The organism is Bradyrhizobium sp. FW305-F6 (assembly GCF_058782905.1).
The window spans coordinates 1,592,809-1,618,916 of the sequence record NZ_JBYSYD010000001.1; the positions used below are offsets into that span (position 1 = coordinate 1,592,809).

Annotated in this window: 21 protein-coding genes; 10 read left to right on the top strand and 11 right to left on the bottom strand. The window is 64.6% G+C overall.

The window, feature by feature from the left end:
- Positions 1-11 precede the first annotated feature (11 nt).
- The 4 genes from AC3WLX_RS07840 to AC3WLX_RS07855 all read right to left on the bottom strand — a co-directional run bounded on the left by AC3WLX_RS07840 (position 12) and on the right by AC3WLX_RS07855 (position 6,474).
- Entirely contained in the window at positions 12-2,378 is a 2,367-nt protein-coding gene (locus AC3WLX_RS07840) for an efflux RND transporter permease subunit (protein ID WP_492335377.1), read from the bottom strand.
- Between the two features lie 202 nt (positions 2,379-2,580).
- Complete coding sequence (gene eutC / locus AC3WLX_RS07845) at positions 2,581-3,366, bottom strand: ethanolamine ammonia-lyase subunit EutC (protein WP_492335378.1); 786 nt, start codon at positions 3,364-3,366, stop codon at positions 2,581-2,583.
- Between the two features lie 6 nt (positions 3,367-3,372).
- Positions 3,373-4,959, bottom strand: a complete 1,587-nt coding sequence (locus AC3WLX_RS07850; protein ID WP_291625627.1) for a B12-binding domain-containing radical SAM protein — start codon at positions 4,957-4,959, stop codon at positions 3,373-3,375.
- A 132-nt stretch (positions 4,960-5,091) separates the two neighbouring features.
- A complete protein-coding gene (locus tag AC3WLX_RS07855) occupies positions 5,092-6,474 on the bottom strand; it encodes an ethanolamine ammonia-lyase subunit EutB (RefSeq protein WP_492335934.1) in 1,383 nt (460 codons plus the stop codon).
- A 222-nt stretch (positions 6,475-6,696) separates the two neighbouring features.
- On the opposite strand from AC3WLX_RS07855, the gene AC3WLX_RS07860 reads away from it, so the two are divergent.
- The 3 genes from AC3WLX_RS07860 to AC3WLX_RS07870 all read left to right on the top strand — a co-directional run bounded on the left by AC3WLX_RS07860 (position 6,697) and on the right by AC3WLX_RS07870 (position 11,035).
- A complete protein-coding gene (locus AC3WLX_RS07860; RefSeq protein WP_492335379.1) occupies positions 6,697-8,436 on the top strand; it encodes a methyl-accepting chemotaxis protein in 1,740 nt (579 codons plus the stop codon).
- A 375-nt stretch (positions 8,437-8,811) separates the two neighbouring features.
- The gene (locus AC3WLX_RS07865) at positions 8,812-10,500 is read left to right on the top strand and encodes a hypothetical protein (protein ID WP_492335380.1); all 1,689 of its coding nucleotides are present in this window, start codon (positions 8,812-8,814) and stop codon (positions 10,498-10,500) included.
- A complete protein-coding gene (locus AC3WLX_RS07870) occupies positions 10,493-11,035 on the top strand; it encodes a hypothetical protein (protein ID WP_492335381.1) in 543 nt (180 codons plus the stop codon). The genes AC3WLX_RS07865 and AC3WLX_RS07870 overlap by 8 nt, the downstream gene beginning before the upstream one ends.
- Positions 11,036-11,152: 117 nt before the next feature.
- On the opposite strand, the gene AC3WLX_RS07875 is transcribed toward AC3WLX_RS07870, so the two are convergent.
- The 5 genes from AC3WLX_RS07875 to AC3WLX_RS07895 all read right to left on the bottom strand — a co-directional run bounded on the left by AC3WLX_RS07875 (position 11,153) and on the right by AC3WLX_RS07895 (position 16,464).
- Entirely contained in the window at positions 11,153-12,370 is a 1,218-nt protein-coding gene (locus tag AC3WLX_RS07875; RefSeq protein ID WP_492335382.1) for an acyl-CoA dehydrogenase family protein, read from the bottom strand.
- Positions 12,371-12,630: 260 nt separating this feature from the next.
- Positions 12,631-13,836: an ABC transporter substrate-binding protein gene (locus tag AC3WLX_RS07880; RefSeq protein WP_291625806.1), complete on the bottom strand. Its 1,206-nt coding sequence runs from the start codon at positions 13,834-13,836 to the stop codon at positions 12,631-12,633.
- 137 nt (positions 13,837-13,973) lie between these two features.
- Positions 13,974-14,549: an HdeD family acid-resistance protein gene (locus AC3WLX_RS07885; RefSeq protein WP_492335383.1), complete on the bottom strand. Its 576-nt coding sequence runs from the start codon at positions 14,547-14,549 to the stop codon at positions 13,974-13,976.
- A 137-nt stretch (positions 14,550-14,686) separates the two neighbouring features.
- A complete protein-coding gene (gene folE, locus AC3WLX_RS07890) occupies positions 14,687-15,310 on the bottom strand; it encodes a GTP cyclohydrolase I FolE (protein ID WP_492335384.1) in 624 nt (207 codons plus the stop codon).
- A 263-nt stretch (positions 15,311-15,573) separates the two neighbouring features.
- Positions 15,574-16,464: an alpha/beta fold hydrolase gene (locus tag AC3WLX_RS07895; protein ID WP_492335385.1), complete on the bottom strand. Its 891-nt coding sequence runs from the start codon at positions 16,462-16,464 to the stop codon at positions 15,574-15,576.
- A 97-nt stretch (positions 16,465-16,561) separates the two neighbouring features.
- Here AC3WLX_RS07895 and AC3WLX_RS07900 point away from each other — a divergent pair, with 97 nt between their 5' ends.
- On the top strand, positions 16,562-16,894 hold the full coding sequence (locus AC3WLX_RS07900) for a hypothetical protein (protein ID WP_492335386.1): 333 nt from the start codon (positions 16,562-16,564) through the stop codon (positions 16,892-16,894).
- A 128-nt stretch (positions 16,895-17,022) separates the two neighbouring features.
- Entirely contained in the window at positions 17,023-18,558 is a 1,536-nt protein-coding gene (locus AC3WLX_RS07905) for a cryptochrome/photolyase family protein (RefSeq protein ID WP_492335387.1), read from the top strand.
- 61 nt (positions 18,559-18,619) lie between these two features.
- Here the strand turns inward: AC3WLX_RS07905 and AC3WLX_RS07910 are convergent, their stop codons facing one another.
- Entirely contained in the window at positions 18,620-19,447 is an 828-nt protein-coding gene (locus tag AC3WLX_RS07910) for a metal-dependent phosphohydrolase (RefSeq protein WP_492335388.1), read from the bottom strand.
- A gap of 218 nt (positions 19,448-19,665) precedes the next feature.
- Complete coding sequence (locus AC3WLX_RS07915; RefSeq protein WP_492335389.1) at positions 19,666-20,565, bottom strand: LysR family transcriptional regulator; 900 nt, start codon at positions 20,563-20,565, stop codon at positions 19,666-19,668.
- 152 nt (positions 20,566-20,717) lie between these two features.
- Here AC3WLX_RS07915 and AC3WLX_RS07920 point away from each other — a divergent pair, with 152 nt between their 5' ends.
- From AC3WLX_RS07920 to AC3WLX_RS07940, 5 genes are all read left to right on the top strand, one after another.
- Positions 20,718-21,869, top strand: coding sequence for an ABC transporter ATP-binding protein (locus tag AC3WLX_RS07920; RefSeq protein ID WP_492335390.1), 1,152 nt, complete (start codon positions 20,718-20,720; stop codon positions 21,867-21,869).
- Positions 21,862-22,809, top strand: coding sequence for a carbohydrate ABC transporter permease (locus AC3WLX_RS07925; RefSeq protein WP_492335391.1), 948 nt, complete (start codon positions 21,862-21,864; stop codon positions 22,807-22,809). The genes AC3WLX_RS07920 and AC3WLX_RS07925 overlap by 8 nt, the downstream gene beginning before the upstream one ends.
- Positions 22,806-23,642, top strand: coding sequence for a carbohydrate ABC transporter permease (locus AC3WLX_RS07930; RefSeq protein ID WP_492335392.1), 837 nt, complete (start codon positions 22,806-22,808; stop codon positions 23,640-23,642). Before AC3WLX_RS07925 ends, AC3WLX_RS07930 begins: the two co-directional genes overlap by 4 nt.
- Before the next feature lie 29 nt (positions 23,643-23,671).
- Complete coding sequence (locus AC3WLX_RS07935) at positions 23,672-24,952, top strand: ABC transporter substrate-binding protein (protein WP_492335393.1); 1,281 nt, start codon at positions 23,672-23,674, stop codon at positions 24,950-24,952.
- Positions 24,953-25,235: 283 nt separating this feature from the next.
- Positions 25,236-26,060: a phosphodiesterase gene (locus AC3WLX_RS07940; protein ID WP_492335394.1), complete on the top strand. Its 825-nt coding sequence runs from the start codon at positions 25,236-25,238 to the stop codon at positions 26,058-26,060.
- Positions 26,061-26,108 lie beyond the last annotated feature (48 nt).

Consider the following 26,108-nt stretch of genomic DNA (forward strand, 5'->3'; position numbering starts at 1 on the left):
GCGCCAACTGCTCAGATCGCCGGCTTGTCGGGGCCCTGCAGCTTGTCGTGCAGGTTGATCAGCCACATCGCCGTCGGCCTGAGGATGAAGAGGTCGGCGACGAGGGCCATCACCATCGAGAAGGCGCTGAGCCAGCCGAACAGCCGCAGCGACGGCAGGTCGGAGAATACCGTGACGACGAGGCCGCAGGCCAAGACCACCGTGGTCAGGATCAGCGCAGGTCCCACCAGCACGGTCGCCCGCTCCACCGCCAGCGCCGAGCCGACGCCCGGCTTGTTCTCCAGCCGCAGGCGGTTGAGGAAGTGGATGGTGGCGGAAAGGCCGAGGCCGAACGAGACGGTGAGCGCGACGACGCTGGCGAATTGCAGTCCCTCGCCCATCGCCCACAGCACCGTGCCCGACATCACCACGGGGAAGATGCCCGGCAGGATGCAAGCCAGCGTCACCACCCAGGAGCGGAAGGCGAGACCGATGAAGATCGCGACCAGCGCAAATTCGATCGTGAGACCGTGGTTCAGCTTCTCGATCATGCTCGCCGAGTTGCGGGCGGCGATGGCGGCAAGACCAGTCACTGCGATCTCATAGCCCGGATGCTTCTTGCGGACGGCGTCGAGCTCGGAATCGAGCTTGTCGACGATCGGCAGGAGCTGGCTGGAATCCTTGTCCGGCACGCGGCCGGCAACGACGACGGCGTCCTGCTCGGCGTCGATGAAACGTCGCACCAGATGCTCGGGGATGACGTTGACATATTCCTTCAGCGTTGCGACGTCGGCGCTGCCGGCCTTTTCCGCCAGCCAGCGACGCAGCGTCTCCAGCGACCAGACGTTGCCGACACCAGCCGACTTCTCGACGGTCGAATGCACGTCGGCGATGGTCTGGAGCGTCTCCGGCGAATAGAGCGTTTCGCCCTTGGGGAATGCGATCAGCACGTTGACGGGATTCGCGCCGGTGAGCTTGGCATCCAACCGGTCGCTGGCGGCGACCGCCTGGCGCTTGTCCGGCACCTGGTCGGCGAGCCGGTAGCGCGGCTCCAGATTGGCGTAGATGACGCCGAGGCCGCCGACGAACAGCACGGCGAGCAGGCTGAACAGGCCGGGCCGGCCCACCATGCGCACCGCGATCCAGTAGCAGAAATTACGCAGCGCCTGCACGCCGGCATCGGCGCCCTGGAACTTGACCGCGAACACCTTCTCGTTGCGCACGAGCAGCACGCCGAACACCGGCACCAGCGACAGCACCGCGATCAGCGCGATGATGGTGGCGGCGAGGCCCGCCTCGCCGAACTTGCGGATCAGGTCGGAGTCGGAGAATTGCAGCGCGATGAAGGAAATGCCGGCGGTGCCGTGCGTCAGCACGCAGGCCGGGCCCACCACGAGCACCGCGTTCTTGAACGCGGTGAACTTGTCCTGGCCTGCGATCAGCCGGTCGCGCGCGGCGAAGGTGAGCTGCATCGAGTCCGAGAAGCTGATGACCATGATGAGCGGCGTCATCACGTTCAGGAACATGTTGAGGTTGAAATTGGCCCAGCCGAGCGCGCCGAGCGCCAGCAGGATCGCGATCATCGGCGGGAATGCCGCCGCAACCATGAAGGAGATCTTGCGGAAGAAGATGATGGCGATGATGCAGCCGGCGAGAATGCCGAGGATGTTGTAGGTCAGCCCGTCGCGTTCGACCGCGTTGCGGATCTCGAGCTGCATCACCGGCACGCCGGAGAGCTGCACGTTGAGGCCGGTGTCGCCGAGGTCCTCCTTCATCAGCGCCCGGATGTCGGCGACGGTCTTGGTCAGCTTGTTAGAAGCGACCACCTCCGGATCGAGCGAGAGCACGATCAGCGCCAGCGTGCCGTCCTCGGACAGCAGCTTGCCGCGGATGATCTCGTTGTTTTTGACGGTCTCGATGAACTTGTTGTACGCGTCACCCTCGGGCAACTCAGGCGGGAACAGGGCCGCCGGCAGCTTGCCCGGCGCCGGCGCCTGACGCGCCGAGAACAGCGACACGAGGCCACGCGTGCCTTCGACGAGTTGCAGGTCGGTGACGAAGTCGCGCAGCTTCTCGAGGTTGCTGCGGTCCAGGAGGGTCTTGCCCTCGACCACGACGAGAACGTCGAATTCCTCGGCCGGGAACTTCTTCGTCACCTCTTCATATTGTTTGAATTCGCGGCTGTCGGAGCGGAACAGCTGCGACAGCGAATCGTCGATCTTGATGCGGTAGATGCCGAACACCGCGCCGACCATCAGCGCGAGCAGCACGATGCAGGACACGATCGGCGCCCGGACGGCGATCAGCCCGAGGCGCTCCAGCCCGAAGGCGATCGAGGACGCAGGTCCCTGCTCGACCTTGTCGACATGAACCTCATTCTCGCTGTGCTTTTCGAGCATGCCTTGTCCAGTTCCTAAATCGGCTCGGTTGAGAGCTTATTGCGCGCGAACGGCTTGAAAACGCCATACCAATGGGGCTTGCCCTTTGAAAATGCGCGGAAAATCGCCGGCAGCGGTTTAGCAGGTCAACCGGTCTTTTCGCAAGCAGGCCAGCGCGGCCGAATCGATCAGGAAACCGAGCGATCTGGACCCGGGATAACGGTCATCCGGGCGAGAATGTGCCAATTCGACGCGGCGCACGGTCCGCGCTCTCGTCCTTCAGCGCCACGCCGGTGACCTCCCGCGCCATTCCCTCCCGGACCAACCAGGCGATCTTGAAAGCGGCCTCGTCATGGCTCAACCCGGCGTGGTGGATGTTGGAGACGCAATTGCGCTCTGCATCGGTGCGACCGGGCTTCGGGGCGAAGGTCAGATAGGCGCCGAGACTGTCGGGCGCGGAGAGGCCGGGCCGCTCGCCGATCAGCATCACGATCATGTGCGCGCCGAGAATGCAGCCGATCTCGTCGCCCAGCGCAACGCGCGCACCCGAGGCGACGACGATGTGGCCGATCGCGACAGCATCGTCGGCTGCGAGCAGCGGCAAAAGGCGCGTCAGCACCGCCACGGCATGGGCGTGGACCGCAGCCGCCGACAGGCCGTCGCCGACCACGACCGCCACCTGGCACGGCTTCGAGGCGACACGTGTCAGGGCCTCGACCGATGCCGCATCGAGCTGCCGTCCCAGATCCGGCCGCCGCAGGTACTGCCCGCGGTCGACGGCCCTGCTGCTTGCCTCGGTGACTGCAAGTCCAAGCGCACCGAGCTCGGCGACCAGCCGCGGCGTATCGAAGGCGGCGTGCACGGCGTCGCGTGCACGCGCATGGTCCAGGGTGAAATCGAGCAGTGCCCTGGTCGGCAGGCTCGCGCCGCTACGTCCCAGCGCGACGCGCGCGGGCGTGAACGCCCTGAGATCGAGGGCCGGACGGCGCGGGACGGCCGGATCAGACATGTCGCGTCATTCTGCGGGAACTGCGGCCTCGCGCAGCCGGATCGAATAGTTCGAGGCGTTCTGTCTGCCGCTGGAGGCCGCCCGCGCAAAAGTGATGAGATGATGCGCGATCAGCGTGCAGCCGATCAGCCCCTCGATGTCGCCGCGCTTGATCCGCCCGAGCGCGAACTTCCAGAACACGCCCCTGTAGTCCCCGAGCACACCGACCTTCCAGACGATGTTGCGCAGCATGACGAGGCCGCGCCGGATGTTGCGCCAGGTCTTCATCTCGTCCGGCACCGGGACCTTGACCCGGTTCACATAGACGTTGTCGCACTGATGCTGATAGCGCGCGTAGACCTTGTCGGGCGCGTAGGCGACCGCCATCGCGTGCTTCCAGGACGCGACCACCTCGTCATACGGCAGCAGAAAGTCGACATTGGAATCGCGGCCGTCATCGTCGACCAGCCGTCCCTCGCGCTCCAGCCGGTCCCACAGCGGCGTCTTCGGCAGCGCCTGGAGCAAGTTGATGGTGAGCAGCGGAATCCGGGACTCCTCGACGAAAGCAAGCAGCGCCTCCGACGTATTCGGCTTGTCGGTGTCGAGCCCCATGATGATGCCCGACACGACCTCCATGCCGTAGGAGTTGATGGTGCGCACGCCCTCCAGGATCGGGACCATCATGTTGTGGTCCTTCTGCATCGCCTTCAGGGCGTCCGGATCGGGCGTCTCGATACCGCAGAAGATGGTGATGAAGTAGGCCTCGCGCATCTTCTCGAGGATCTCGGGTCGCTTGGCGATGTTGAGCGTCGCCTCGCAGGCGAGGCGCACCACGTAACCGGTCCGCTTCTGCCATTCGATCAGATGCGGCAACAGGTCGAGCGCTGCCTTGCGATTGCCGATGAAATTGTCGTCGACGAAATAGACCGTGTCGGTCATGCCGCATTCGCGCAGCCGGTCGAGCTCGGCGATGATCTGCTGCGGCGTCTTGATGCGCGGGTTGCGGCCATAGAGGCCGGGAATGTCGCAGAACTCGCACTGATAGGGACAGCCGCTGGAATATTGGATGCTGCCGAGGAAATACTTCTTGACGTCGACGAGTTCGTAGGCCGGAATCGGGAACTCCGTCATCGGCACGCGGTCTTTGGTGGTCAGCACCACCTGTTGCTCGGGACGAGAGGTGTCGCGCGACAGTATCTCGATCAGCTGGTTGGTGGCGTCGCCGAGCTCGCCGACATGCAGATAGTCGAACGACGGATAATAGTCCGGGCAGGCGCTGACGGAGGGCCCTCCGAGCGCGACCGGCAGATCGAACTCATGAGCGCGGCGGCAGATGTCGTTCATCTGCTGGCGCTGGATGTGCATGCCGCTGACGAAGACGGCCTCCGCCCATTCGAACTCTTCCCTGGTCGTGCGGCGCAGATTCTCGTCGACGAATTTGACCTGCCACTCCTGCGGAAGATAGGCGGAGATCAGCAAAAGTCCCTGCGGCGGCATGAAGGCGCGGACGCCATCGGTCAGGGGATAGGAATGCTCGAATGTGCCGAAGGATGAGGTGTAGCGCGGAAACACGCAGAGAATCCGCCGGGACGTTCCGTTACTTTCAGCTCGCATCAAAGCTCCCCCGCCACGACCTGGTTGCGGAAATTGCCAGCGTAATGCTGCCGCCGGAATTTCTCAATATTGTGGCGAGAGCATAATCCCGAGAGCGCCCGATGGTTTCCTCGGCGAGTTGGCGGCTTCGCCTCATGCGATCAGCCGCGCGGCAAAATCCGGCAGCAGGCCTGAATCGCCTGCAAGGCGGAAATCAGCATCTGTAATCCCTGCGCGCGCCAGCCAATGGTCGAATTCCGGCGAACGGCGCAGACCGAAGACGTCGCGGACATAGAGCGCGTCGTGAAAAGACGTCGACTGGTAGTTCAGCATGACGTCGTCGGCGCCGGGGACGCCCATGATGAAGGTGACGCCGGCCGCCGCAAGCAGCGTCAGCAGATTGTCCATGTCGTCCTGGTCCGCCTCGGCGTGGTTGGTGTAGCAGATGTCGACCCCGAGCGGCAGGCCGAGCAGCTTGCCGCAAAAATGATCCTCCAGCCCCGCCCGGATGATCTCCTTGCCGTCATAGAGATATTCCGGGCCGATGAAGCCGACCACGCTGTTGACCAGGAGCGGGGCAAAGGCGCGGGCGACCGCGTAGGCACGGGCCTCGCAGGTCTGCTGGTCGACGCCGTGCTGGGCATTGGCCGACAGCGCCGAGCCCTGCCCGGTCTCGAAATACATCACGTTCTGCCCGACCGTGCCGCGCTTCAGCGACAACCCGGCCTCGTGCGCCTCCTTGAGCAGTGCGAGGTCGACGCCGAAACTGCGGTTGGCAGCCTCGGTGCCGGCGACCGACTGGAAGACGAGGTCGACCGGCACGCCCTGCCCGATCAGCGACAGCGCCGTCGTGACATGGGTCAGGACGCAGCCCTGCGTCGGGATGTTCAGCCGCGCGATGACCTCGTCGAGCAGCCGCAGCAATTGGGCGATGACGGCCGGATCATCGCTCGCCGGATTGATGCCGATACAGGCATCGCCGGCCCCGAGCAGGATGCCGTCGAGGATCGAGGCGGTGATGCCCCTGGCATCATCGAACGGATGGTTGGGCTGGAGCCGCGTGCTCATCCGGCCCTTCAGGCCGATGGTGTTGCGGAACGCGGTTGTGACCTCGCATTTCCGCGCGGCCAGGATCAGATCCTGGTTGCGCATCAGCTTCGACACCGCGGCCGCCATTTCCGGCGTGAGGCCGGGCGCGAGCGTCTTCAGGACCTCCGGCGTTGCGGCGTCGGACAACAGCCAGTCCCGGAAAGCGCCGACCGTGAGCGAGGCCACCGGCGCGAAGGCCTTTGCGTCATGGCTGTCGATCACGAGGCGGGTGACCTCGTCGTCCTCATAGGGAATGACGGCTTCCTGCAGGAACCGGGCGAGCGGGACGTCGGCGAGCGCCATCCGTGCCGCGATCATCTGCTCGGAACTGGCGGCGGCAATGCCGGCCAGCCGGTCGCCGGACCGCGGCGGTGTCGCCTTGGCGAGCAGGTCGCGCAGATCAGGGAAGGTGTAGGTCGTGGCGTCGATGCTGTGGCGGTAGACCAAGGGCCGCTCCGGGGGTTCGTCGGCCAACGGCCGACTCCAGGACTATCCCCAAACTATATCTTCGGATCAAGACGCTGAAATATCTTACTTTCTTTCGACCAAGGGCGAAGGCGGCCAAAGGGCCGCGTTAACGCCACATCCATCTTCGTTCCGCATAATTTTGCATCAATTCCGCACGACCGTGCTCACCCGCCGCTTCAGGCCATTCCAGGCTCCTTGAACATGACATCCGACCGATCTGGGAATGCCGCCACCCCGGCAGGCCGCTTCACGCTTGCTGCCAGGCTCTATGCGATCTTCGCGCTGTTCGCGCTGCTCACCGCGGCGATCGCGCTGCTGTCCGACTACAACAGCCGCCGCAGCGTCGAGCTGACCGGCGCGATCGAAACCGCCAATGCCGCCGCCCTGAACGTCGAGCGGGTCAACTCGCTGGTCTATGCCGTCGTGATGGAATCGCGCGGCGTCTACATGTCGACCGAGCCGGCCGTGGTGAAGAAATACGGCGACGGACTGCTGAAGTTCAACGCCCAGATCCTCGACGTTGTGAAACGCTGGGAGACCATCGTCAAGGCGGACGATGCCGAGCAATTCGCCACCTTCAAGAAGCGCATCGAGCAGTTCGTCGAGTTCCGCAAGGAGCTGGTGCGCCGCGGCGTCGAGATCAATGCCGCCGCCGGCCGCGAATGGGGCGACAACGACGCCAACCGCGCCGTGCGCTCTGCGCTGAACAAAGACCTCGAAGCGCTCTCCAAGGTCTACGCCGAACGCGCCAAGCAGATCGCGCAACAAGCCGAGACCAACCGTACGCTGTCCTTCGTCCTCACCTGCCTCGCCGGCGTGGCGCTGGCGCTCGTCGTCATCGGCATCGCCATCATCGCCCGCTCGATCGCCCGGCCGCTCGCCGCGATCACCGCCACCATCAAGCAGGTCGCCGACGGCGCCGAGAACGTCGTGGTGCCGCACTCCGATCGCGCCGACGAGATCGGCGCGCTGGCCCGCGCCATCCAGGTGTTCCAGGACGCCATGGGCCGCAACCGCAACCTCGCCTCGCAGGTGTCGCAAGACGCCGCCGCGCGCGAGGAGCGCGCCCGCCATATCGAGCGCTCCGTCGAAGGGTTCCGCGAGGCGATCGGCGCGATCATGCGCGGCCTCAGCGACAACGCCTCCACCATGCGCGAGACCGCGCAGACCATCACGCGCGTCACTGCGGATGCGAGCAGCCGCGCCGGCACCGCGGCGAGCGCGACCGAGCAGGCCTCGCACAACGTCACGGCGGTCGCGGGCGCGGCCGAAGAGCTGTCGGCCTCGGTGGTGGAGATCGGCCGCCAGGTGCGGCAAAGCGCCGGCGCGGTCGAGCAGACCGGCCAGCGAACCGAGAAGTCGATCTCCGAGATCGAGAGCCTCGCCGCCGCCACGCAGCGAATCGACGGCGTGCTCAACCTGATCCAGGCGATCGCCGAGCAGACCAATTTGCTGGCGCTGAACGCCACCATCGAAGCCGCGCGTGCCGGCGACGCCGGCCGCGGCTTCGCCGTGGTCGCTCACGAGGTCAAGGCGCTCGCGGGCCAGACCGCCAAGGCCACCGCCGAGATCAGCGAGAACGTCGCGATGATCCAGGCCTCGACCCGCAACGCGGTCGACGCTGTCCGCGAGATCGGCGGGGCGGTGCGCGAGATCAACGAGGTGACGTCGGCGATCGCCGGCGCCATCGGTCAGCAGGACCAGGCCACACGCGAGATCTCCTCCAACGCCCAAAGCGCGGCGCAGGGCAACGAGACGCTGGTCGCCAACATCACCTCGCTGCGCGATGCCATCGGTGAGACCGACACGGCGGCGGCATCGGTCCTCACCGCCGCGAGCAGCGTGACCGAGACGGCGCAGACGCTGTCACGCGAGGTGGAGGCGTTCTTCCAGAACCTGCGCGCGGGGTCGGCGGACGGGCGGGTCGCCAAGGCAGGGTGACCGCGCGGACGCCACCCAGGAACGAGCGAAGGGGCCGCGCCAGCAAAAGCTGAAAAACAACCCCATGCACAGTAGACCGCGACAGCTATTTCAACGGCTTAGCTGCCGGCGACGGCGATTTGCGGATTCCTCGAACTTCATTTGACGCGCCGGGCAAAACAGCCGCATGATGCATCGTTGGGGGCGCTGCCCCCGCCGCGGCGGTTCGATCACCCAGCTCGCTCCAAACACCTACGGCACCTGGGTCGCAGGCGTCTGCGTGAAGCACATCCGGCATTCGCGTGCATGCTTACCAAAGATTGAAGTTCTGAAAGTTTTCATCTAGATTGATGATCGCCATTCAACTTGAAGCCGCCATTGGTCGGATCTGCTCGGATGGATTTGCGGTCGGCACGGTATGACGCGCACTGGCACCCATTCACAGGGCTGATCGAGCACGAAGGCGTCTGGGCGGTTCACGCCTTCCATGGGCTTCCCTTTGTGGTGGAGCCTCCGATGGTGGATGACCGGAGCGTCGCCACGATCATCCATCACGAACTGACCCATCATGCCTGTGCGCGAACGACGCGCCTCGGACTTGCCTATAGTGCGGAAGCGGCCAGGCTTCTGCGCGCCTTTCGCCAGGGAGGCGACCTGACGCTGACGGCGTCCGCGAAGCTCCTGCTCGGCATCTATCTTCCGATCCTGGAAGGACTGGCCGTTTATGCGGAGCTCGATGCCGACGAAAAGGCCGACGACATCATCATCCCCAATCCCGTTCCTCTTCACGCCCAAATGATAGAATTGGCCTGGAATCAGGACAGCGGCGGGGTTCTTCGCATCGCGCGCGAGTCTCAGATTTACGAGAAACCCGACAAGCAAGACGGACTGCTTCGCCTTCTGTTCGCCGAACCGAACAGCCCGGAAACGAGCCCCTACCTTGTTGGATATCTCTGGATAAAAACCGCCGTCGCTCACATTCGGCGCATCAATCCGGCGCTGGCGCGACCGACGATTGCCCTTCCTCTGCTCATCAAGCTGCTGTGCGATCATCCCGTCATTTCGGAGGTCTGGAAAGAACGGGCCGGCAAAGACGCGATCATTTCCGGCCTTCTCGACAGCGTGCTTTCACTCGATCAGCCGGCGCTAGCCCGGATTGCGGCTGCGCTCAAAGACGAGGAAGCTCTCAGCACGTTTGAATTGTGGGATCTCCACGGGTTCATTGCCGACAAAAACCTCAGCACGCCGAAGCTGGTGGAGGATACCCGGCCCTTCTTCGAGGGCGATGAACCTGACGAGCTCGTAACGCAGCTGCGATGTGGCGCAAGCCTCCATTTTCCCAGTCGCGCGACGGGTCTGCTCGTGGACGTCAAGCACCGCGATCAAGACCTCGATGATCTCGAGCTTGAAACCGATACCGGCGAACGGATCAGTGTTCATCTGATGCGTGTGCGCACGATCTGGCGCCTCTATGCTGGACTGGATCACTACCAACCTCTGATCCGAGAACATCTGCACAAGGCCGAGACTCTTGAACAGTATTTTTGGAACCTTATGGGGGAATGGAAGGGCTCACGCGTAACGATCGCGCAATATTGGGGCATTGCTCAACCGCCGCTGCCAGGAATCGTCGTTTGGCACGACGACGGCCGCATGGTCCAACTGCCTTACGAACCGCACTGGTACCACTACAAGGACCACATCTTTCTGACGAGAGAAGGTCTCAAGGTCTCGATCGACGAGAAAAAGCGCTTCGCGATGTCGCTTGCCAAGACACCCGCCGTCACGTCTCTGGCCCGGCAGGCCACGGCCGACCTGCTTTCTCATCTGGTCTCGGGCGAACGGGCCCGGAGAAGCATCATCGAAAAGCGGCTGGGTGGCGTGCTCGGCCCTGCCGCTCGGGAAGCGTTGGAGAATTGGGTTTCTTTTCCGCTTTTCCCACCCGAAGTGTGGTCGTTGGAGGAGCCGGCGGTTTCCGAATTGAGCGCCCATTTCGACATGCCTGGATTTCCGACCGTTCGCCTCCAGTTCGAGTTCACCGAGTTGCTGCCGCCTCTCGACCAACACGGAGCCAGAGATGAGTGACTCAGCCATCGAAAGCCCCTCCCAGCTCGATGCTGAACTGAGCCACGCGGGCACCGCGGACGACGTCCGAAGCCTCATCCTCGGTCACGCGGACGAGCCGGGCGCACCAGCTGCCAAGCTGGCGTTCGAGCGCATCGTTGTCACGGCAGGAAAAGAGCCCGGCACCAAGAAGGTCCTCAGCGCGAGGCTGCGGAACTGGGTTCTGAACTGGCACAAGCTGCTCTTCGATGCAGGCCTGAGCATCGCCGGCGGATTGGCAAGCACAAGCAAGCTCGGGATCGCGGTGGGGCTGCTCAGGGCCTTGAAGTCGCTCGTCGAGAACGCCGTCGTTGAACTTGGCGAGCGCGAGGCCTCTCTCGTGCTCATTCTGTGGTCCGATCCAGCTGCCGCGGTGTCGAAAAGCACGATGCTGTCGCGAAGCGGGCTGACTTCAGCCGAATTCGAGAAGGGACTCGATGGGCTGATCTCGCTCGGGATCATCGATATCGAGGACGACGATCGGATCGTAAAGACGGAGCGGATTCTGTTCGTATAAAGCGGAACGGCTTTAGGTTGAATCGATTTCGCAGTGTTTTGCTCACCTCCCCCGCTTGCTGCTCATGCTTGAACCGCGGTCACGATTGATCCCGATCTCTTTAGACCACAATGAATGCTACGAACCCATCACTCCGCCCCGCTTGATCAGCTCCTTCCCCACCGCGGCCAGGTGCACCTGGTCCGGGCCGTCGCCGATGCGGATGAAGCGGGCGTAGACGTAAGCACGCGCGAGGAACGTGTCCTGCGAGACGCCGGCGGCGCCGTGGATCTGGATGGCGCGGTCGATGACGCGGGCGGCCATGCTGGGCACCACGATCTTGGCGGCGGCGATCAGGTCGCGCGCGGCCTTGTTGCCCTCACGGTCCATCTTGTCGGCGGCCTGTAGCGTGAGCAGCCGCGCCTGCGCGATCTCGCAGAAGGAGTGCGCGATGTCCTCGCGCACCGAGCCCTGCTCGGCCAATGGCTTGCCGAAAGCTGTGCGCGAGACCGCGCGCTGGCACATCAACTCCAGCGCGCGCTGGGCGCAGCCGATCAGCCGCATGCAATGGTGGATGCGGCCGGGCCCGAGCCGGCCTTGCGCGATCTCGAAGCCGCGGCCTTCGCCGAGCAGGATGTTCTCCGCGGGCACGCGGACGTTTTCGTAGACGATCTCGGGGTGCCCGACGGGCGCATCGTCGTAGCCGTAAGTGAGCATGTCGCGGACGATGCGCACCCCGGGCGTGCTTCTGGGCACCAGGATCATGGATTGCTGGCGATGGCGGTCGGGATCATCGGGCGCGGTCTTGCCCATCACGATCAAGATCTCGCAATCCTCGTTCATCGCCCCTGACGTGAACCATTTGCGGCCGTTGATGACGTAGTCGTCGCCGTCGCGCGTGATCTCGCACTGGATGTTGGTGGCGTCGCTGGAGGCGACCTGCGGCTCCGTCATCGAGAAGCCGGAGCGGATGCGCCCCTCCAGCAGCGGCTTCAGCCAGCGTTCCTGCTGCGCCCTGGTGCCGTAATGGCTAAGCACCTCCATGTTGCCGACGTCGGGCGCCGAGCAGTTGAACACTTCGGGCGCCCAGAGGATGCGGCCCATGATCTCCTTCACGGGCGCGTAGTCGAGGTTGGTGAGGCCGGGGCCGTGCTCGCCTGATAGAAACAGGTTCCAGAGCCCCTGCTCGCGCGCGAGCTTCTTCAGGTCCTGGAGCACGGGCGGCGTCTTGTAGCGTGAAGCTTCCGGCTTCACCTGCTCGTAATAGAGCTCCTCGACCGGCTCGACATGCACGCGCATGAACTGGCGAACGCGATCCTGCAGTTCCAGCGAACGGGCGGAGTGGTGGAAGTCCATTGGGGTCTCCTGTTCGTGGAAAGCGGAGCGCGCGCCTCGCCCTTCGAGACGACCGCTTCGCGGTCTCCTCAGGGTGAGGCTAAGCAACACCGGCGCTTGTTCATACTGCCGCCGCGCACTCCGCTCTCACTCCTGAGTACCGTAGGGTGGGCAAAGCGAAGCGTGCCCACGCGTTCTCTCGTGATCATTGATAGATGGTGGGCACGGCGCAAGTGCGCCTTTGCCCACCCTACGATTCCGGGTTCGCGAGAACCCTGCCCTCACGTCCCGCGCAACAGCTCGCTCGCGATCACCCAGTCATTGCCGTCGAACTGGAGCATGTAGCCGTCCTTGATCGGGCGGAAATCCTGCGGCGTGGTGTTCAGCGTGATGCCGGGCATCAGGAGCGACAGCGGCACGTTCTTCAAATTGGCCGCCTGCGCCATGATGTTCTCGCGCGTCAGATTGTCCTTGCACTGCTTCAGCAGCACCACGAGTGCCTCGGCAACGGTGTAGCCGTAGAGGCCGGCGACGTTGTTGACGTCGGCATTGGGCAGGCGCCGCTTCATGAAATCGATATAGGCCGACATCGCCGGATCGTTCTTCGGCTCGGCCACGAACGGCTTGAGCGAGCCGAGTGAAAGCACGCCCTTGCCGGCATCGAGCCCGGCCGGCACCATCACCGTGGCCTTGTTGGCACAGCCGGATGCGATGAAGCGCGTCGGCTGCCAGCCGACCTCATGGGCTTTTCGGATCGCCTGCGCGCAGGCGCGCGGCGTCACCGAATAGATCAGGAAGACGTCGGCCTTGGTGTTGGCGAGCGTCAGCACCTGGGAGTCCACTGTGGGATCGGCGACCTCGAAGCTCGAGGCCATCGCGATCGCCTTGTCGGCGTCGGCGCCGAGCGCTTCCTTGACGCCGCGCAGATATTCCTTGCCGGCGTCGTCGTTCTGGTAGAGCACCGCAAAACGCGCATTCGGGTTCTTGGCGCGCGCGTAGGCCACGTCGATCGCGGCTTCGCTGGTGTAGTTCGGCGCCCAGGGCAAGGCGATCGACCACGGCATGTTGGCGGGATCGTTCCATTTCGAGGCCGAGCTGATCAGGAAGATCTGCGGCACCTTGTTGCTGTTGAGATATTTCGCGATCGCCGAGCTTGGCGCGGTGCCCATGGTGGCGAAGATGAAGGCGACGCCTTCGCTCTCGACGAGGCGCCGAGCCGCCTCCATGGTCTTGGGCGGCGAGAAGGCATCGTCCAGCGAGATCAGATTGAGCTTGCGGCCATTGACACCGCCCTTTTCGTTGACCTCGTCGAAATAAGCGGCGATGACCCGCCCCGTGATGCTGAGCGGCGAGGCCGGCCCGCTATAGGGCATGGTGTTGCCGATCTTGATCTCGGTGTCGCTGACACCGGGGCCGTAGGATTTTTGCGCAAATGCAGGCATGGACAGGCAGGCGGCAGCCAGCGCTGCGGCCAGGGCGGCTCTCATGGTTTCTCCCCGATGATTGTCGCCGCGGCAAAATGACTGCACGGCGCGCTGCTTCTTGTCAGCGCGTCAGATCAGCGGAGTTCATCGCGATGGTCTTGCGTCGAGTTGCTGATGGCCCGGCACACGCCGCACACGCTTTAGTGCCGCCGCTTCAGGGCCAAGCCCAAGCTGACCCATCCAGCACCGGCCATGATCAGGTCGATGCCGAGGAACAGGCCGAGGATGTAGACGCTGTTCACCGGCCAGCGCACGAGGATCAGCAGCCCGAGCAGCAGCGTGACGACGGCCGACACCGCCACCCAGACCCACGGGCTTTCGCGCTTCATGCTGAAGGCGAGAAACAGCCTGACCGCGCCGGAGGCCAGCAGCGCGGCGCCGAGGAACAGCGTGAGCAGAACCGCGGCGAAGAGCGGGTTCTGGAAGGTGAGGAAGCCGGCGACGATGTAGAGCACGCCGAGCAAGGCCCAGATCAGGAATTTTCCCCAGCTCTTCATCTGGAATGCGCCGATCACCTCGGTGACGCCGGCGACGATCATCATCGCGCCGACGACGATCACGCTCGCCACCGTTGCCATCACCATGCTGCCGAGCGCGACGAAGCCGGCAATCACGTAGACGACGCCGAGTGCGACGATCCAGCCCCATTTGGCATGGAGCGCAGAGATACCCGAGCCGAGACTGGACGGATGAGACGTGTCTGACGCAGTTGTCATGGGTCACTCCTGCATGCGAGCCCCCGGGCACAGGCCATGATAGCACGCACCTGACAGGGACAACAGCCAGCAGATCAGACCTCGCCTGCCGCAACCTTGACGCAAATCAAGATCGAATGCGGCGGGTCAGCGCCAAGTCAATCCGAATTCGCGAGCCCCAGCAGTTCCTGGCGGGTCAGCGCGTTGTCGCGGAACACACCGAGCATGCGGCTGGTGACGAGATCGGTGCCGGGCTTGTGCGCGCCGCGCGTGGTCATGCAGTGATGCGTCGCCTTGATGATGACGCCGACGCCTTCGGGCTTGAGCACGTCGTTGATTGTGTTGGCGATCTGCGCGGTCATCTTCTCCTGGATCTGGAGGCGTTTGGCGTAGACGTCCACCACGCGCGCAAGCTTGGAAATGCCGACGACGCGCCCTTGCGGGATATAGGCGACCCAGGCGCGGCCGACGATCGGCGCCATGTGGTGCTCGCAATGGCTTTCGAAGCGGACGCCGCGCAGCACGATCATCTCGTCATAGCCCTCGATCTCCTCGAAAGTCTTTTGCAGGATCTCGGTCGGATCCTGCGCGTATCCGGAAAAGTACTCCTGGAAGGCCCGTGCCACCCGGTCCGGCGTCTCGCGCAGGCCGTCCCGCGCGGGATCATCGCCGGCCCACCGGATCATGGTCCGGACCGCCTGCTCGACCTCCGCCCGGTCGGGCCGTTCGACCGGCGCCTGCGCCACCGCGACACGTTCCAGCTTGCGCACGCGCGACTTCATCGGAATTCTCCCCTCCCACGAGCCCGCATCCTGACGGGGCCCTACAGCTTGGACGGCTGCGATTGGAAAAGGTTCCCGCAAGGACGAAAAATCGGAAACGCGGGCGTCGATTCTGATCCACCACCCTCATGCTGAGGAGCGCGAAGCGCGTCTCGAACCATGCAGGCCCGGCTGCGACATTGGGGCCTTCATCCTTCGAGACGCCCGCTGCGCGGGCCCTCAGGATGAGGAGTTGGACTGGCTGTTCAAGATGAGTTGACTGGCTACGCAGCCGCCTTGCGCACGTCGATCACGGCTTGCGCCCATTCGGCCGGCCGTTCCTGCGGCAAATTATGACCGGCACCGGTGAAGACGCGCCGCTCGAAAAATCCGTCGAACTTGCGCGCATGATGGGCGGTGCCTGGATTGACGCCGTCGCTGTCGCCGTCGATTGCGATGGTCGGGACACGGATCTGCGGCTGTTCGGCAAGCCTTGCCTCAATTTCCGCATAGGCGGGATCGCCCGCCACCAGGGCGTAGCGGTGGCGGTAGGAGTGGATCACGACATCGACGAAATCAGGGTTGTCGAAGGACATGGCGCTGGTCTCAAACGTCGCGTCGTCGAACGTCCATTTCGGCGACCACATCGTCCAGAGCTGGCGGGCAAAGCCGCGGCGGTTGCGCTCCAGCGCACGGCGGCCGCGCTCGTTGTGGAAGAGATATTGATACCAGAGTGCCGCCTCCTCCGGCGGCGAGGCCGGTTCCATGGCGCGGGCGATGTTCTGGATGTTGTAGGAATTGCCGGAGACGAGGCCGACCACGCGATCCGGATGGAGCGCCGCGACCACGCAGGCCGCACGCCCGCCCCAATCATAGCCGCCGACGACCGCGCGCGCGATCCCGAGTGCGTCCATGAACGCGAGGAGATCGGCGCCGAGCGCCGCCTGCTCGCCGGAGCGCAAGGTGGACGCTGACCTGAACCGCGTCGGTCCGTAGCCGCGCAGCCAGGGCACCAGCACGCGCGCGCCGGCCTCGGCAAGGATCGGCGCGGCTTCGGCGTAGGCATTCACGTCGTAGGGAAAGCCGTGGCCGAGGATGCAGGGCCAGCCGTCGGGCGCGCCGTATTCGCGATAGCCGATATCGAGGAGGTCAGTGGTTACTGAATGTTGTCGCATGCTGGTACCTCGGCTTCTGAGCATAGACCGGCCGGCGACGTGATCCAATCCCTCGCTGGACCCGTTCCAGAACCACGCAACGAAGCGAGGGGCCGGCATGGTCTACGTCTCGATGACGGGGTTTCGCCCGAAAGGAGTTATTCAGCTTCCGGCGTTCTGGTTCAGGACCGTGCAAACCTTCACGCAGGCGCAGCGCGCGCCGGGGAATCTGCTCACGGCCGGCAGAGTGCGCGCAGGTGTCTACCACACCATGACGGCATGGTCGGACGTGCTCAGCATGCGCCGCTTCGTCGCGAGCGGGGCGCATCTGCGCGCGATGAAAAACTTCCGGACGCTCGGAACCGGTCGGGTGTTTGGCTACGCCTGTGACGAGATTCCGGACTGGGACGGCGTCTACGAGCTGTGGCAGCTGCACGCCCGAGAGGTCTGATCAACCGCTCGAGCCTGTGATCCGGACACGCGCGGCGGTCGTTCACATCCGACGGACCGAGAACAGCAACTTCCGGCGGGCTGCGCTGTTTGAGGTTTGCCTGTGCAGCCCCAATCCGCGAGCTCCTGGTGGACCGAACCCGCACACCCGAGAACATCAGACACCTCGTGCTGGTCCTCGGTGATCAGCTCGATGCCGACAGCGCCGCATTCGATGGTTTCGACCCCGCCAGCGATGTCGTTCTCCAGATGGAGGTGATGGAGGAGACCTCGTACATCCCCCAGCACAAAAAGCGCATCGCCTATTTCCTGGCATCGATGCGCCACTTCCGAAACGAGCTCATCGCGCGCGGACGCCGTGTCCGCTATGTCCGCCTCGACGATCTCATGAACACCGGACGTTTGGAAACCGAGATCGCCCGGGCCCAGCGCGAACTCAGGCCATCGCGCACCATCGTGCTCGAGCCTGGCGACTGGCGCGTGGCCGAGAAGCTGCGCCGCCTGCCCGAAGCGCCCGAGATGCGCGCCGACCGTCATTTTCTGTGCTCGCGGGAGGAGTTTACCACCTTCTGCGAGCAGCACCCTCGTCCGGTGCTGGAAACATTCTACCGCGCGATGCGACGCAAGACCGGTCTGCTGATGGACCGCGAGGGACGACCTGTCGGCGGCGCCTGGAACTTCGACGCGGAGAACCGCAAGGCGTTCGGCAAGAACGCCCCACCGATCCCACCCCGCCCGTCCTGCGCACCGGACGAGATCACGACAGGCGTCCTGCGGCTGGTCGAAAAGCGCTTCGCCGATAGCCCCGGCAAGATCGAGGGTTTCGACCTGCCGGTGACGCGCAAGGAGGCACTGGCGCAGCTCGATGACTTCATCGCCGAACGGCTTCCGCTGTTCGGCACCTACCAGGACGCGATGCGGTCCGGTCAACCCTTCCTGTTTCACTCGGTCCTGTCGGGACCGTTGAACCTGCACCAGCTGCGCCCCTTGGAGGTCATCCAAGCTGCGCTAGGAAATAGAAACGCGCCGTTGAATGCATTGGAGGGATTCACACGTCAGATCATCGGATGGCGGGAATTCGTGCGCGGCATCTATTGGCGGCGCATGCCGCATTATGCGGAAGAGAACGCGCTCGATGCCGATCTGCCGATGCCGAAGTTCTACTGGACGGGCCATACGGACATGCGCTGTCTCGCCGAGGCCATCCGCCACACCATCGAACACGCCTACGCTCATCACATCGAGCGGCTGATGGTGCTTGGGCTGTTCGCCTTGCTGCTGGGGGTAAGACCTTACGACGTGCACCGATGGCACATGTCGATGTTCTGGGACGCCGTCGATTGGGTCTCCCTGCCGAATACGCTCGGCATGAGCCAGCATGGCGATGGCGGCGTCGTCGGCACCAAGCCATACGCGGCCTCGGGCAACTATATCAACCGCATGAGCGATCATTGCCGGCGCTGCCGCTTCGACCCCAGGCAAGCGGTCGGTGAGGACGCCTGCCCCTTCACGACGCTGTACTGGAATTTTTTGGACAAGCACCGCGCGCGGTTCGCAGCCAACGGCCGGATGAAGCACCAGTACACCAATCTGGCCCGCAAGGACGTCGCGGAGCTGCGGGCGATCCGGCGCCAGGCGCACGCGATCACCAACAGCGTGGTATGAAGCGATCAGCACGTGGCAGCCTGCATCGGTGCCTGCGGCCCGCCTGTCGAGAGCAAAGACCCTATTTCTGCGGACCGGACAGCGAAATGTCGCGCTCGGCGCGGAACACGTTGCTGTAGAGGTTGGCGATCCATTGGCGGCCGATCTCGGTCTTGTTGAGATAACCGATTTCGGTCTGGATGTGCGGTGCGACGCTGTTCCAGTAGAATTGCGGATAGCGGTTCACGATGTCGGCGGGCGAGTCGTAGCCGAGCTGGCGGTTGATGCCGACTTCCTCGAACTCGTAATAAAGCGCGTTGGCCTTGCGCAGATAGTTGGGATCGCCGAGCTGGCCGATGAAGTCGGCGGCGCGCAGGATCGAGGCTTCGTCGTCGTACTCCTGGCCCTCACGGGCGGGAAAGCGCGTCCCCTCGATGGCGCGCGCAACGCGCTCCGGATCGACTCCGGGGATATGCCGCAGCCGCCGGGTCACGTACAGTTTCGAACGATCGACGTGGTACATCATCAGGCTCGCGTCCGACGCGCCGCGCTGCAACAAGATCTTGGTGTCGGCCGCATCGATGACGAAGCCGTCGGCGTCATCCTCCTCGAACAGCCCGCGCACATAGCCGATGTCGTGGGCGAGGCAGGCGATCAGGACATGCACATAGTCCTCAGCCGACAGATGGGTATGAAGGCTTCGCCCGCCGAGGATCGCCTGGGCGGCCAGCGTCACCAGCATCGTATGCTCGATATTGTGGTAGAGCGCATCGCTGTTGCCGATGCATTCCATCGCGGTGCGGGTCGCGCTCTCGACGATGTTTGCAGAAGTCTCATCGTACCGGCGGCGCATGAACTTGCCGAGGAACTGCTCCAGCGATTCAGCCGCCAGTCTGGGTAAGGTTATCATGGATGCAGCCCCGTCCGCCGCCGGTGTCCCATGCCATCTCCCGACGTCTCATTCTTCTCCTCGACGCAGTCTGGAGCATAGCTCATCTTGGCCCGGGTCACCAAACTCCGGGGCAAAAATTCCCCGTTATCTTGCCTGTCCCGCTGCGCAACATCACAGTTGCCGTCACATTCCAGCACAACCGAAGAAGCCGGGGAGGCTCCGGCGCTGCCGCCGCTTCAGGGGGCCGCCAGGATGTCGGCTCCGTCGACCGGACGCGAGAGGCTTCTGGCCAGATAGAACAGCTCGACCAGCTTGCCGCGCTTGCCGGACAGCGAAAATATGTACTCGGGCGACTCCGTCTCGATTTCCGCGATCGCCACCTTCGCGATCCGGTCGATGCGGCTCGAGCCGTGCTCCCAGACAAAGCCGACACCAAGCCGGTTGGCGACGGCCTCCAGCATCCCCTCGCGGGTGTTGACGATGATCGCCGGATTGGCGCGCAGGTTGACGGCGCGAAACGCCCTGTCCACGGCGCGCTGGGTCGCGGAATCCCGGGTCCGAAACACCAGCGGATATTGCGTCAGGCTCGCGATGGAGATCCGTGCCTGACGGCTGAGGTCGTGAACGGGATGGCAGATCGCAACGACGCGCTGCTGGACGCAAGGCTCGCGCCGGAAGCGATTGTCCTGCGGCACCTCCGGCAACACGGCGACGTCGACGCGCTGGTCGATCACGGCGGCCATGATCGCCGACCAGCTGCCGATCTCGATGTTGATCTGGATCTTCGGATAGAGATTGCGGAACGCCGCGATCAGCGCCATGCCCGGCATGGCGTTGCCGAGCCCGATGCGAAGCTCACCTCCCGTGAGCTCGTCACGCTGCTGCAGGATGGCCAGCGCATCCGCCTCGACTGCCTGCATGCGGCTCGTTGCGGCGTAGAGCCGCCGGCACAGCGGCGTCGCGATCAGCGTCTGGGCATGGCGGTCGAACAGCGCAACCCCGAACTCGGCCTCGAGGTCGCGCACGAGCTGCGCCACCGCCGGCTGCGACACGCCGAGCCGCCTCGCCGCGGCGGCAAAGCTGCCGGTCTCGAACACCGCATTGACCGCCCGGACGCGCGAGGACGTCAACGCCACGACAAGCAACCCAAGATCGACATTCCCCGTCTTCCGGACCCGAAAGCAAAACCTTTGGCGACCATAAGCTGGGCCATTGACCGTTATGTGAATGTCAGATGCGCTTCCTACTCCTCGTGCGCCGCAAACGGACCAGCAGGGGATCAGCGCGCATGGCGCAAATCGAACTTTCGGCAATCCGCAAGTCCTTTGACGGCACCGACGTCCTGAAGGGCGTCGATTTCCGGATCGGGGACGGTGAGTTCATCTCGCTGGTCGGGCCGTCCGGCTGCGGCAAGTCGACCCTGCTCCGCATCATTGCCGGGCTCGAGCCGCAGAATTCCGGCGAGGTCCGCATCGACGGCCGCCCCGTGGACGGTATTCGCCCCAGCGCACGCAATCTTGCGATGGTATTCCAGTCCTACGCGCTTTATCCGCATTTGAGTACCTTCGACAACATCGCGGTGCCGCTCAGGATGCGGCGCCTTTCGGCGATCGAACGGCTGCCGCTGCTGGGGGCGCTGCTGCCGGGCCGGCGCGCCAAGGAGCGGCACATCCGTGCCGACGTCGAAGCGATTGCCGAGCAGCTCGACATCGCACCCTTGCTGCGGCGCAAGCCGGGGCAGCTGTCCGGCGGACAGCGGCAACGCGTCGCGGTGGGACGCGCGATGGTGCGCGAGCCGGTCGCCTTCCTGTTCGACGAACCGCTCTCCAATCTCGACGCGAAGCTGCGCGTCCACATGCGCGCCGAGCTCGCCGAGCTGCACCGCCGCCTCAAGGCCACGTTCGTCTACGTCACGCACGACCAGGCCGAGGCGATGACGATGTCGAGCCGAATCGCGGTCATGATGGGCGGTGAATTGATCCAGGCCGGCACGCCTGCGGAGATCTACAACGACCCCGGCGACATCCGTGTCGCCGAGTTCATCGGCAGCCCCAAGATCAACATCCTCCCCGGCCGGATCCGGAAGGACGGCGGCGTCGACGTGCTCGGGACCGCCCTGAAGCTCTCGTGCCATGCGGCGACCGGCGAATGCCGGGTCGGCGTCCGGCCCGAGCGGATCGAGCTCGGCGCGGGGCCGTTCTCCGGCGCTGTGGTCCATCTGGAGAATCTCGGCGCGGAAGCTTTTGTGCACCTTGCGATCGAAGGCGCCGGATTGCGCCTGATCGCGCGGCTCGCGGACGTCAGGCATTTGCCGGCGATGGGAAGCTCCGTCACCTTCGGTTTCGCCCCCGACGCGGTGCGGCTTTTCGATCCGGCCGGGAAACGGATCGAGCTCCGCCTGGAGCAGGCCGGGCGCATCCGTGAGCGCGCCCATGTCTGACGGCTCGATCACCATCAGCGCCGCCATCGCTCCCGCGGGTGCGACAAGGCGCGCGGTGCAGGCCCATGGCAGCCGACGCACCTTCGCCGCTTACGCACTGGTGACGCCGGCGGCTGCGCTGATGCTGGTCATGCTGCTGGGTCCGCTTGCCGGCGTGATCGCCCTCTCTTTCACCGACTATCAGCTCGGCGCGCCGCATCTCTCGTGGATCGGCCTCGCCAACTACCAGGACCTGTTCGCCGACAAGGTGTTCTGGACCGCGCTGCGCAACACGCTGACCTACGTCGTGATCGTGGTGCCCGGCGCCGTGGTCGCCGGCCTTGCGATCGCGCTGCTGATCCAGAGCGGCACCAGCCTGCGCAGCCTGTACCGGACGATCTACTTCCTGCCCGTGATGGCCACCCTGATCGCCATGGCCGTGGTGTGGGAATTCATGCTGCACCCGCAATTCGGCCTCGTGAACGGGTTGTTGCGCGGCGCCGGCCTGCCGGCCTTCGCCTGGCTGCAGGACCGCAACACCGCCCTCTATGCGCTCTGCGCGATCGGCATCTGGCAGGCGGTGGGCTTCAACATGGTGCTGTTTCTCGCCGGCCTCGTCTCCATCCCCAAGCAGCTCTACGAGGCGGCCGAGATCGACGGCGCCTCGAGCGGTTGGGCGCGGTTCCGCCTCGTGACCTGGCCGATGCTGGGGCCCGTCACGACATTCGTCGTCGTGATCTCCGGCATCCGCTCGTTCCAGGTGTTCGACACCGTGCACGTCTTGACCAAGGGCGGCCCGTCGAAATCCACGGAAGTGCTGATCCACACCATGTACACGGAAGGCTTCGAGTTCTTCCGCTCGGGCTATGCCGCGGCGATTACCGTCGTCTTCCTGGTGTTCGTTCTCCTGCTCACGCTGGTCAAATCGAGGCTCGCCGATCGCGGGGTGCACTACACATGAGCAACGCACATCCGATCCCGTTCCGGGCGATCCTGCGCCATGTGCTGCTGATCGCCGGCGCCGCGGTGATGCTGGCGCCCTTCATCTGGATGATCTCGACCGCGTCCAAGCCGCAGACCGAGATCTTTTCCAGCGAGCTGCATCTGATCCCGCATCAGTTCGCGCTGACGGAAAACCTGCGCGAGGCCTTCGCCAAGGCCAATCTGCTGCGCTTCCTCCTCAACGGCGTCATCGTCACGGTCTCGATCTTCGTGCTGCAGGTGATGGTGGCGCTGCCCGCGGCCTATGCGCTCGCCAAGCTTCGCTTCGTCGGCCGCGAGACGCTGTTCGCGCTGGTGCTGTTCGGGATCCTGATCCCGCCGCAGGCGACCGCGGTCCCCGTCTTCCTGCTGCTGCACAAGGCCGGGCTGCTGGACAGCTATGCCGCGCTGGTGCTGCCCTTCACCATCTCGGTGTTCGGCATCTTCCTGATGCGCCAGTTCTTCAAAACGGTGCCCGACGATCTCGTCGACGCCGCGCGCATGGACGGCATCTCCGAGTTCGGCATCGTCTGGCGGGTGATGTTGCCGGCCGCGATCCCGGCCGTGACCGCCTTCGGCATCTTCTCCGTGGTCGCGCATTGGAACGACTATTTCTGGCCGTTGATCGTGCTCAACAGCGAGCACTTACGCACGCCGCCGCTCGCGGTCGCTCATTTCCGCAACAACGAGGCCGGCACCAGCTACGGCCCGCTGATGGCTGCAGCGATGGTGATCATCGCGCCGCTCGTCATCGCCTTCCTCTTTGCCCAGCGCCGCTTCATCGAGGGCATCACCCTGACCGGGATCAAGTAACGACGTCACCTCAACCAAGGAGTCTATCCATGCTGAAGTCCATCATCGCCGCGGCGGCTCTGTCGCTCGTGGCTGGATCTGCGCTCGCGCAGGCCCAGACCGAGATCGTGATGCAGTATCCCTATCCGGAGCTGTTCACCGAGACCCACAAGCGCATCGCCGAGGAGTTCGCCAAGGTGCGCCCCGACATCAAGGTCACGATGCGGGCGCCCTACGAATCCTACGAGGACGGCACCCAGAAGGTGCTGCGCGAAGCCGTGACCAACCAGATGCCTGACGTCTCCTTCCAGGGCCTGAACCGCATCCGCGTCCTGGTCGACAAGAACATCCCGGCGCCGCTCGACGGCTACATCGCCGCCGAAAAGGATTTCGACAAGCAGGGCTTCCACCAGGCGATGTTCGACATCGGCACCGCCAGCGGCAAGGTCTACGCCTTGCCCTTCGCGATTTCGCTCCCCATCGTCTACGTCAATCTCGACCTCGTGAAGCAGGCCGGCGGCGACGTGAACAATTTGCCGAAGAGCTGGGACGAGCTGATCGCGCTCGCCAAGAAGATCAAGGCGCTCGGCAACGACACCAACGGCGTCACCTATGCCTGGGACATCACCGGCAACTGGCTGTGGCAGGCGCCGGTGTTCGCCCGCGGCGGCACCATGCTCAACGCCGACGAGACCAAGGTCGCGTTCGACGGAGCGGAAGGCAAGTTCGCCATCAACACGATTGCGCGGCTCGTCAACGAGGCCGGCATGCCCAACCTCGACCAGCCGTCGATGCGCGCGACGTTCGCGGCCGGCAAGACCGGCTTCCACATCACCTCGACCTCGGACCTCAACAAGGTCACGCAGATGACCGGCGGCAAGTTCGCGCTGAAGACGATCCCGTTCCCGGACGTCGTCTCGCCGAACGGCAGGCTGCCGGCCGGCGGCAATGTCGTGCTGATCCTCGCCAAGGACAAGGCCAAGCGCGACGCGGCCTGGGAGGCGGTGAAGTTCTGGACTGGCCCCAAGGGCGCCGCGATCATGGCGGAGACCACCGGCTACATGCCGCCCAACAAGGTCGCCAACGACGTGTACCTTAAGGACTTCTACGTCAAGAACCCCAACAACTACACCGCGGTCAGCCAGCTCGCGCTGCTCACCAAATGGTACGCCTTCCCCGGCGACAACGGCCTGAAGATCACCGACGTGATCAAGGATCATCTCAACGCGATCATCTCCGGCGCCCGCGCCAAGGAGCCCGAGGCGGTGCTCGCCGACATGACCGCGGACGTGCAGAAGCTGCTGCCGAAGACCACCGGCGCGGCGCGCTGAACGTCCTGACATGCACCGGCACGCAGGGAGTTGCATTTGAGAGCGATTCCCTGCGGCCATCCTTCGAGACGCCCGCTTTGGGCGGGCTCCTCAGGATGAGGACAAGAGTGCGTGGCGGCAGTTTGGGCGAGCACTAGCGCCAATTAGCCTCATCCTGAGGAGGCGCGTAAGCGCCGTCTCGAAGGACGAGGCGTGCGCGCAGGCCGCCGCCGCGAGTCATATGCGAAAGCCTTGGCGCGGGACGCTCCGGCGTTCCGTGCCGCCTCGGTGACCGGAGATTGCGATGAAACTGCTGCATCTGAGCGACATTCACCTGACGGCACCCGGCGCGACCATCGGCGGCCGCGATCCGCGGGCCAATTTCGAGCGGGCGCTCGCGCATGCCCTGAAGGATCATCACGACGCTGAACTGATGGTGATCACCGGCGATCTCTCGGACTGGGGCGATCTCGCCGACTATCAATGGCTCAAGCAGCGCATCGACAAATATCCGCTGCCGGTCCGGCTGTGCATCGGCAACCACGACCGGCGCGCCGCCTTCCTGAGCGTGTTCCCAGACCTCGCCGACGAGAACGGCTTCGTCCAGGGCATGCACGACACGGCCGCCGGGCGCTGCCTGTTCCTCGACACCGCCCATCCTGAAACGCACGCCGGCCGCTATTGCGACGATCGCCTCGGCTGGCTCGAAGCACGGCTTGCCGAGCATGACGGACCGTTCCTGCTCTTCATGCACCACAATCCGATGCCGGTGCATCTCGTCCCGTTCGACCAGATCGGGCTGCTCGACGAAGCTCCGTTCCGGCAGCTCGTCAGCCGCCATCGGGCCAAGATCCGCCACGTCTTCTTCGGACACTGTCACTTGCCGCTCGCCGGCTCGATTGCCGGCGTCCCCGTGTCATCGCTGCGCGGCACCAACCATGCGAGCTATCCGCTGTTCTCCGAGACCAAGCTGCTGAGCGCCTGCGACCTGCCGCAATCCTACGGCGTCGCATTCCTTGGGGAGGACTATGTGACCGTCCACATGGTGGAGTACGGCTATGACGGTCCGATCCGCACCCAGGGTTCGCCCGACTACAAGGCGTGGAATCGCGAGACCATGGTGCGCTGAACGGCGAGCGCCCGCGCGCCAAGCCTCTCCCAGCCTCAGGCCCGGAGA

Bases quoted from the DNA above. Each gene is read 5' to 3' on its own strand.
- AC3WLX_RS07840 (WP_492335377.1), bottom strand. From the start codon at position 2,378: ATGCTCGAAAAGCACAGCGAGAATGAGGTTCATGTCGACAAGGTCGAG.
- AC3WLX_RS07940 (WP_492335394.1), top strand. From the start codon at position 25,236: ATGAAACTGCTGCATCTGAGCGACATTCACCTGACGGCACCCGGCGCG.
- AC3WLX_RS07920 (WP_492335390.1), top strand. From the start codon at position 20,718: ATGGCGCAAATCGAACTTTCGGCAATCCGCAAGTCCTTTGACGGCACC.
- AC3WLX_RS07910 (WP_492335388.1), bottom strand. From the start codon at position 19,447: ATGATAACCTTACCCAGACTGGCGGCTGAATCGCTGGAGCAGTTCCTC.
- AC3WLX_RS07860 (WP_492335379.1), top strand. From the start codon at position 6,697: ATGACATCCGACCGATCTGGGAATGCCGCCACCCCGGCAGGCCGCTTC.
- AC3WLX_RS07875 (WP_492335382.1), bottom strand. From the start codon at position 12,370: ATGGACTTCCACCACTCCGCCCGTTCGCTGGAACTGCAGGATCGCGTT.
- AC3WLX_RS07895 (WP_492335385.1), bottom strand. From the start codon at position 16,464: ATGCGACAACATTCAGTAACCACTGACCTCCTCGATATCGGCTATCGC.
- AC3WLX_RS07925 (WP_492335391.1), top strand. From the start codon at position 21,862: ATGTCTGACGGCTCGATCACCATCAGCGCCGCCATCGCTCCCGCGGGT.
- AC3WLX_RS07865 (WP_492335380.1), top strand. From the start codon at position 8,812: ATGGATTTGCGGTCGGCACGGTATGACGCGCACTGGCACCCATTCACA.
- AC3WLX_RS07930 (WP_492335392.1), top strand. From the start codon at position 22,806: ATGAGCAACGCACATCCGATCCCGTTCCGGGCGATCCTGCGCCATGTG.
- AC3WLX_RS07870 (WP_492335381.1), top strand. From the start codon at position 10,493: ATGAGTGACTCAGCCATCGAAAGCCCCTCCCAGCTCGATGCTGAACTG.
- AC3WLX_RS07900 (WP_492335386.1), top strand. From the start codon at position 16,562: ATGGTCTACGTCTCGATGACGGGGTTTCGCCCGAAAGGAGTTATTCAG.
- AC3WLX_RS07880 (WP_291625806.1), bottom strand. From the start codon at position 13,836: ATGAGAGCCGCCCTGGCCGCAGCGCTGGCTGCCGCCTGCCTGTCCATG.
- AC3WLX_RS07885 (WP_492335383.1), bottom strand. From the start codon at position 14,549: ATGACAACTGCGTCAGACACGTCTCATCCGTCCAGTCTCGGCTCGGGT.
- folE (WP_492335384.1), bottom strand. From the start codon at position 15,310: ATGAAGTCGCGCGTGCGCAAGCTGGAACGTGTCGCGGTGGCGCAGGCG.
- eutC (WP_492335378.1), bottom strand. From the start codon at position 3,366: ATGTCTGATCCGGCCGTCCCGCGCCGTCCGGCCCTCGATCTCAGGGCG.
- AC3WLX_RS07935 (WP_492335393.1), top strand. From the start codon at position 23,672: ATGCTGAAGTCCATCATCGCCGCGGCGGCTCTGTCGCTCGTGGCTGGA.
- AC3WLX_RS07850 (WP_291625627.1), bottom strand. From the start codon at position 4,959: ATGCGAGCTGAAAGTAACGGAACGTCCCGGCGGATTCTCTGCGTGTTT.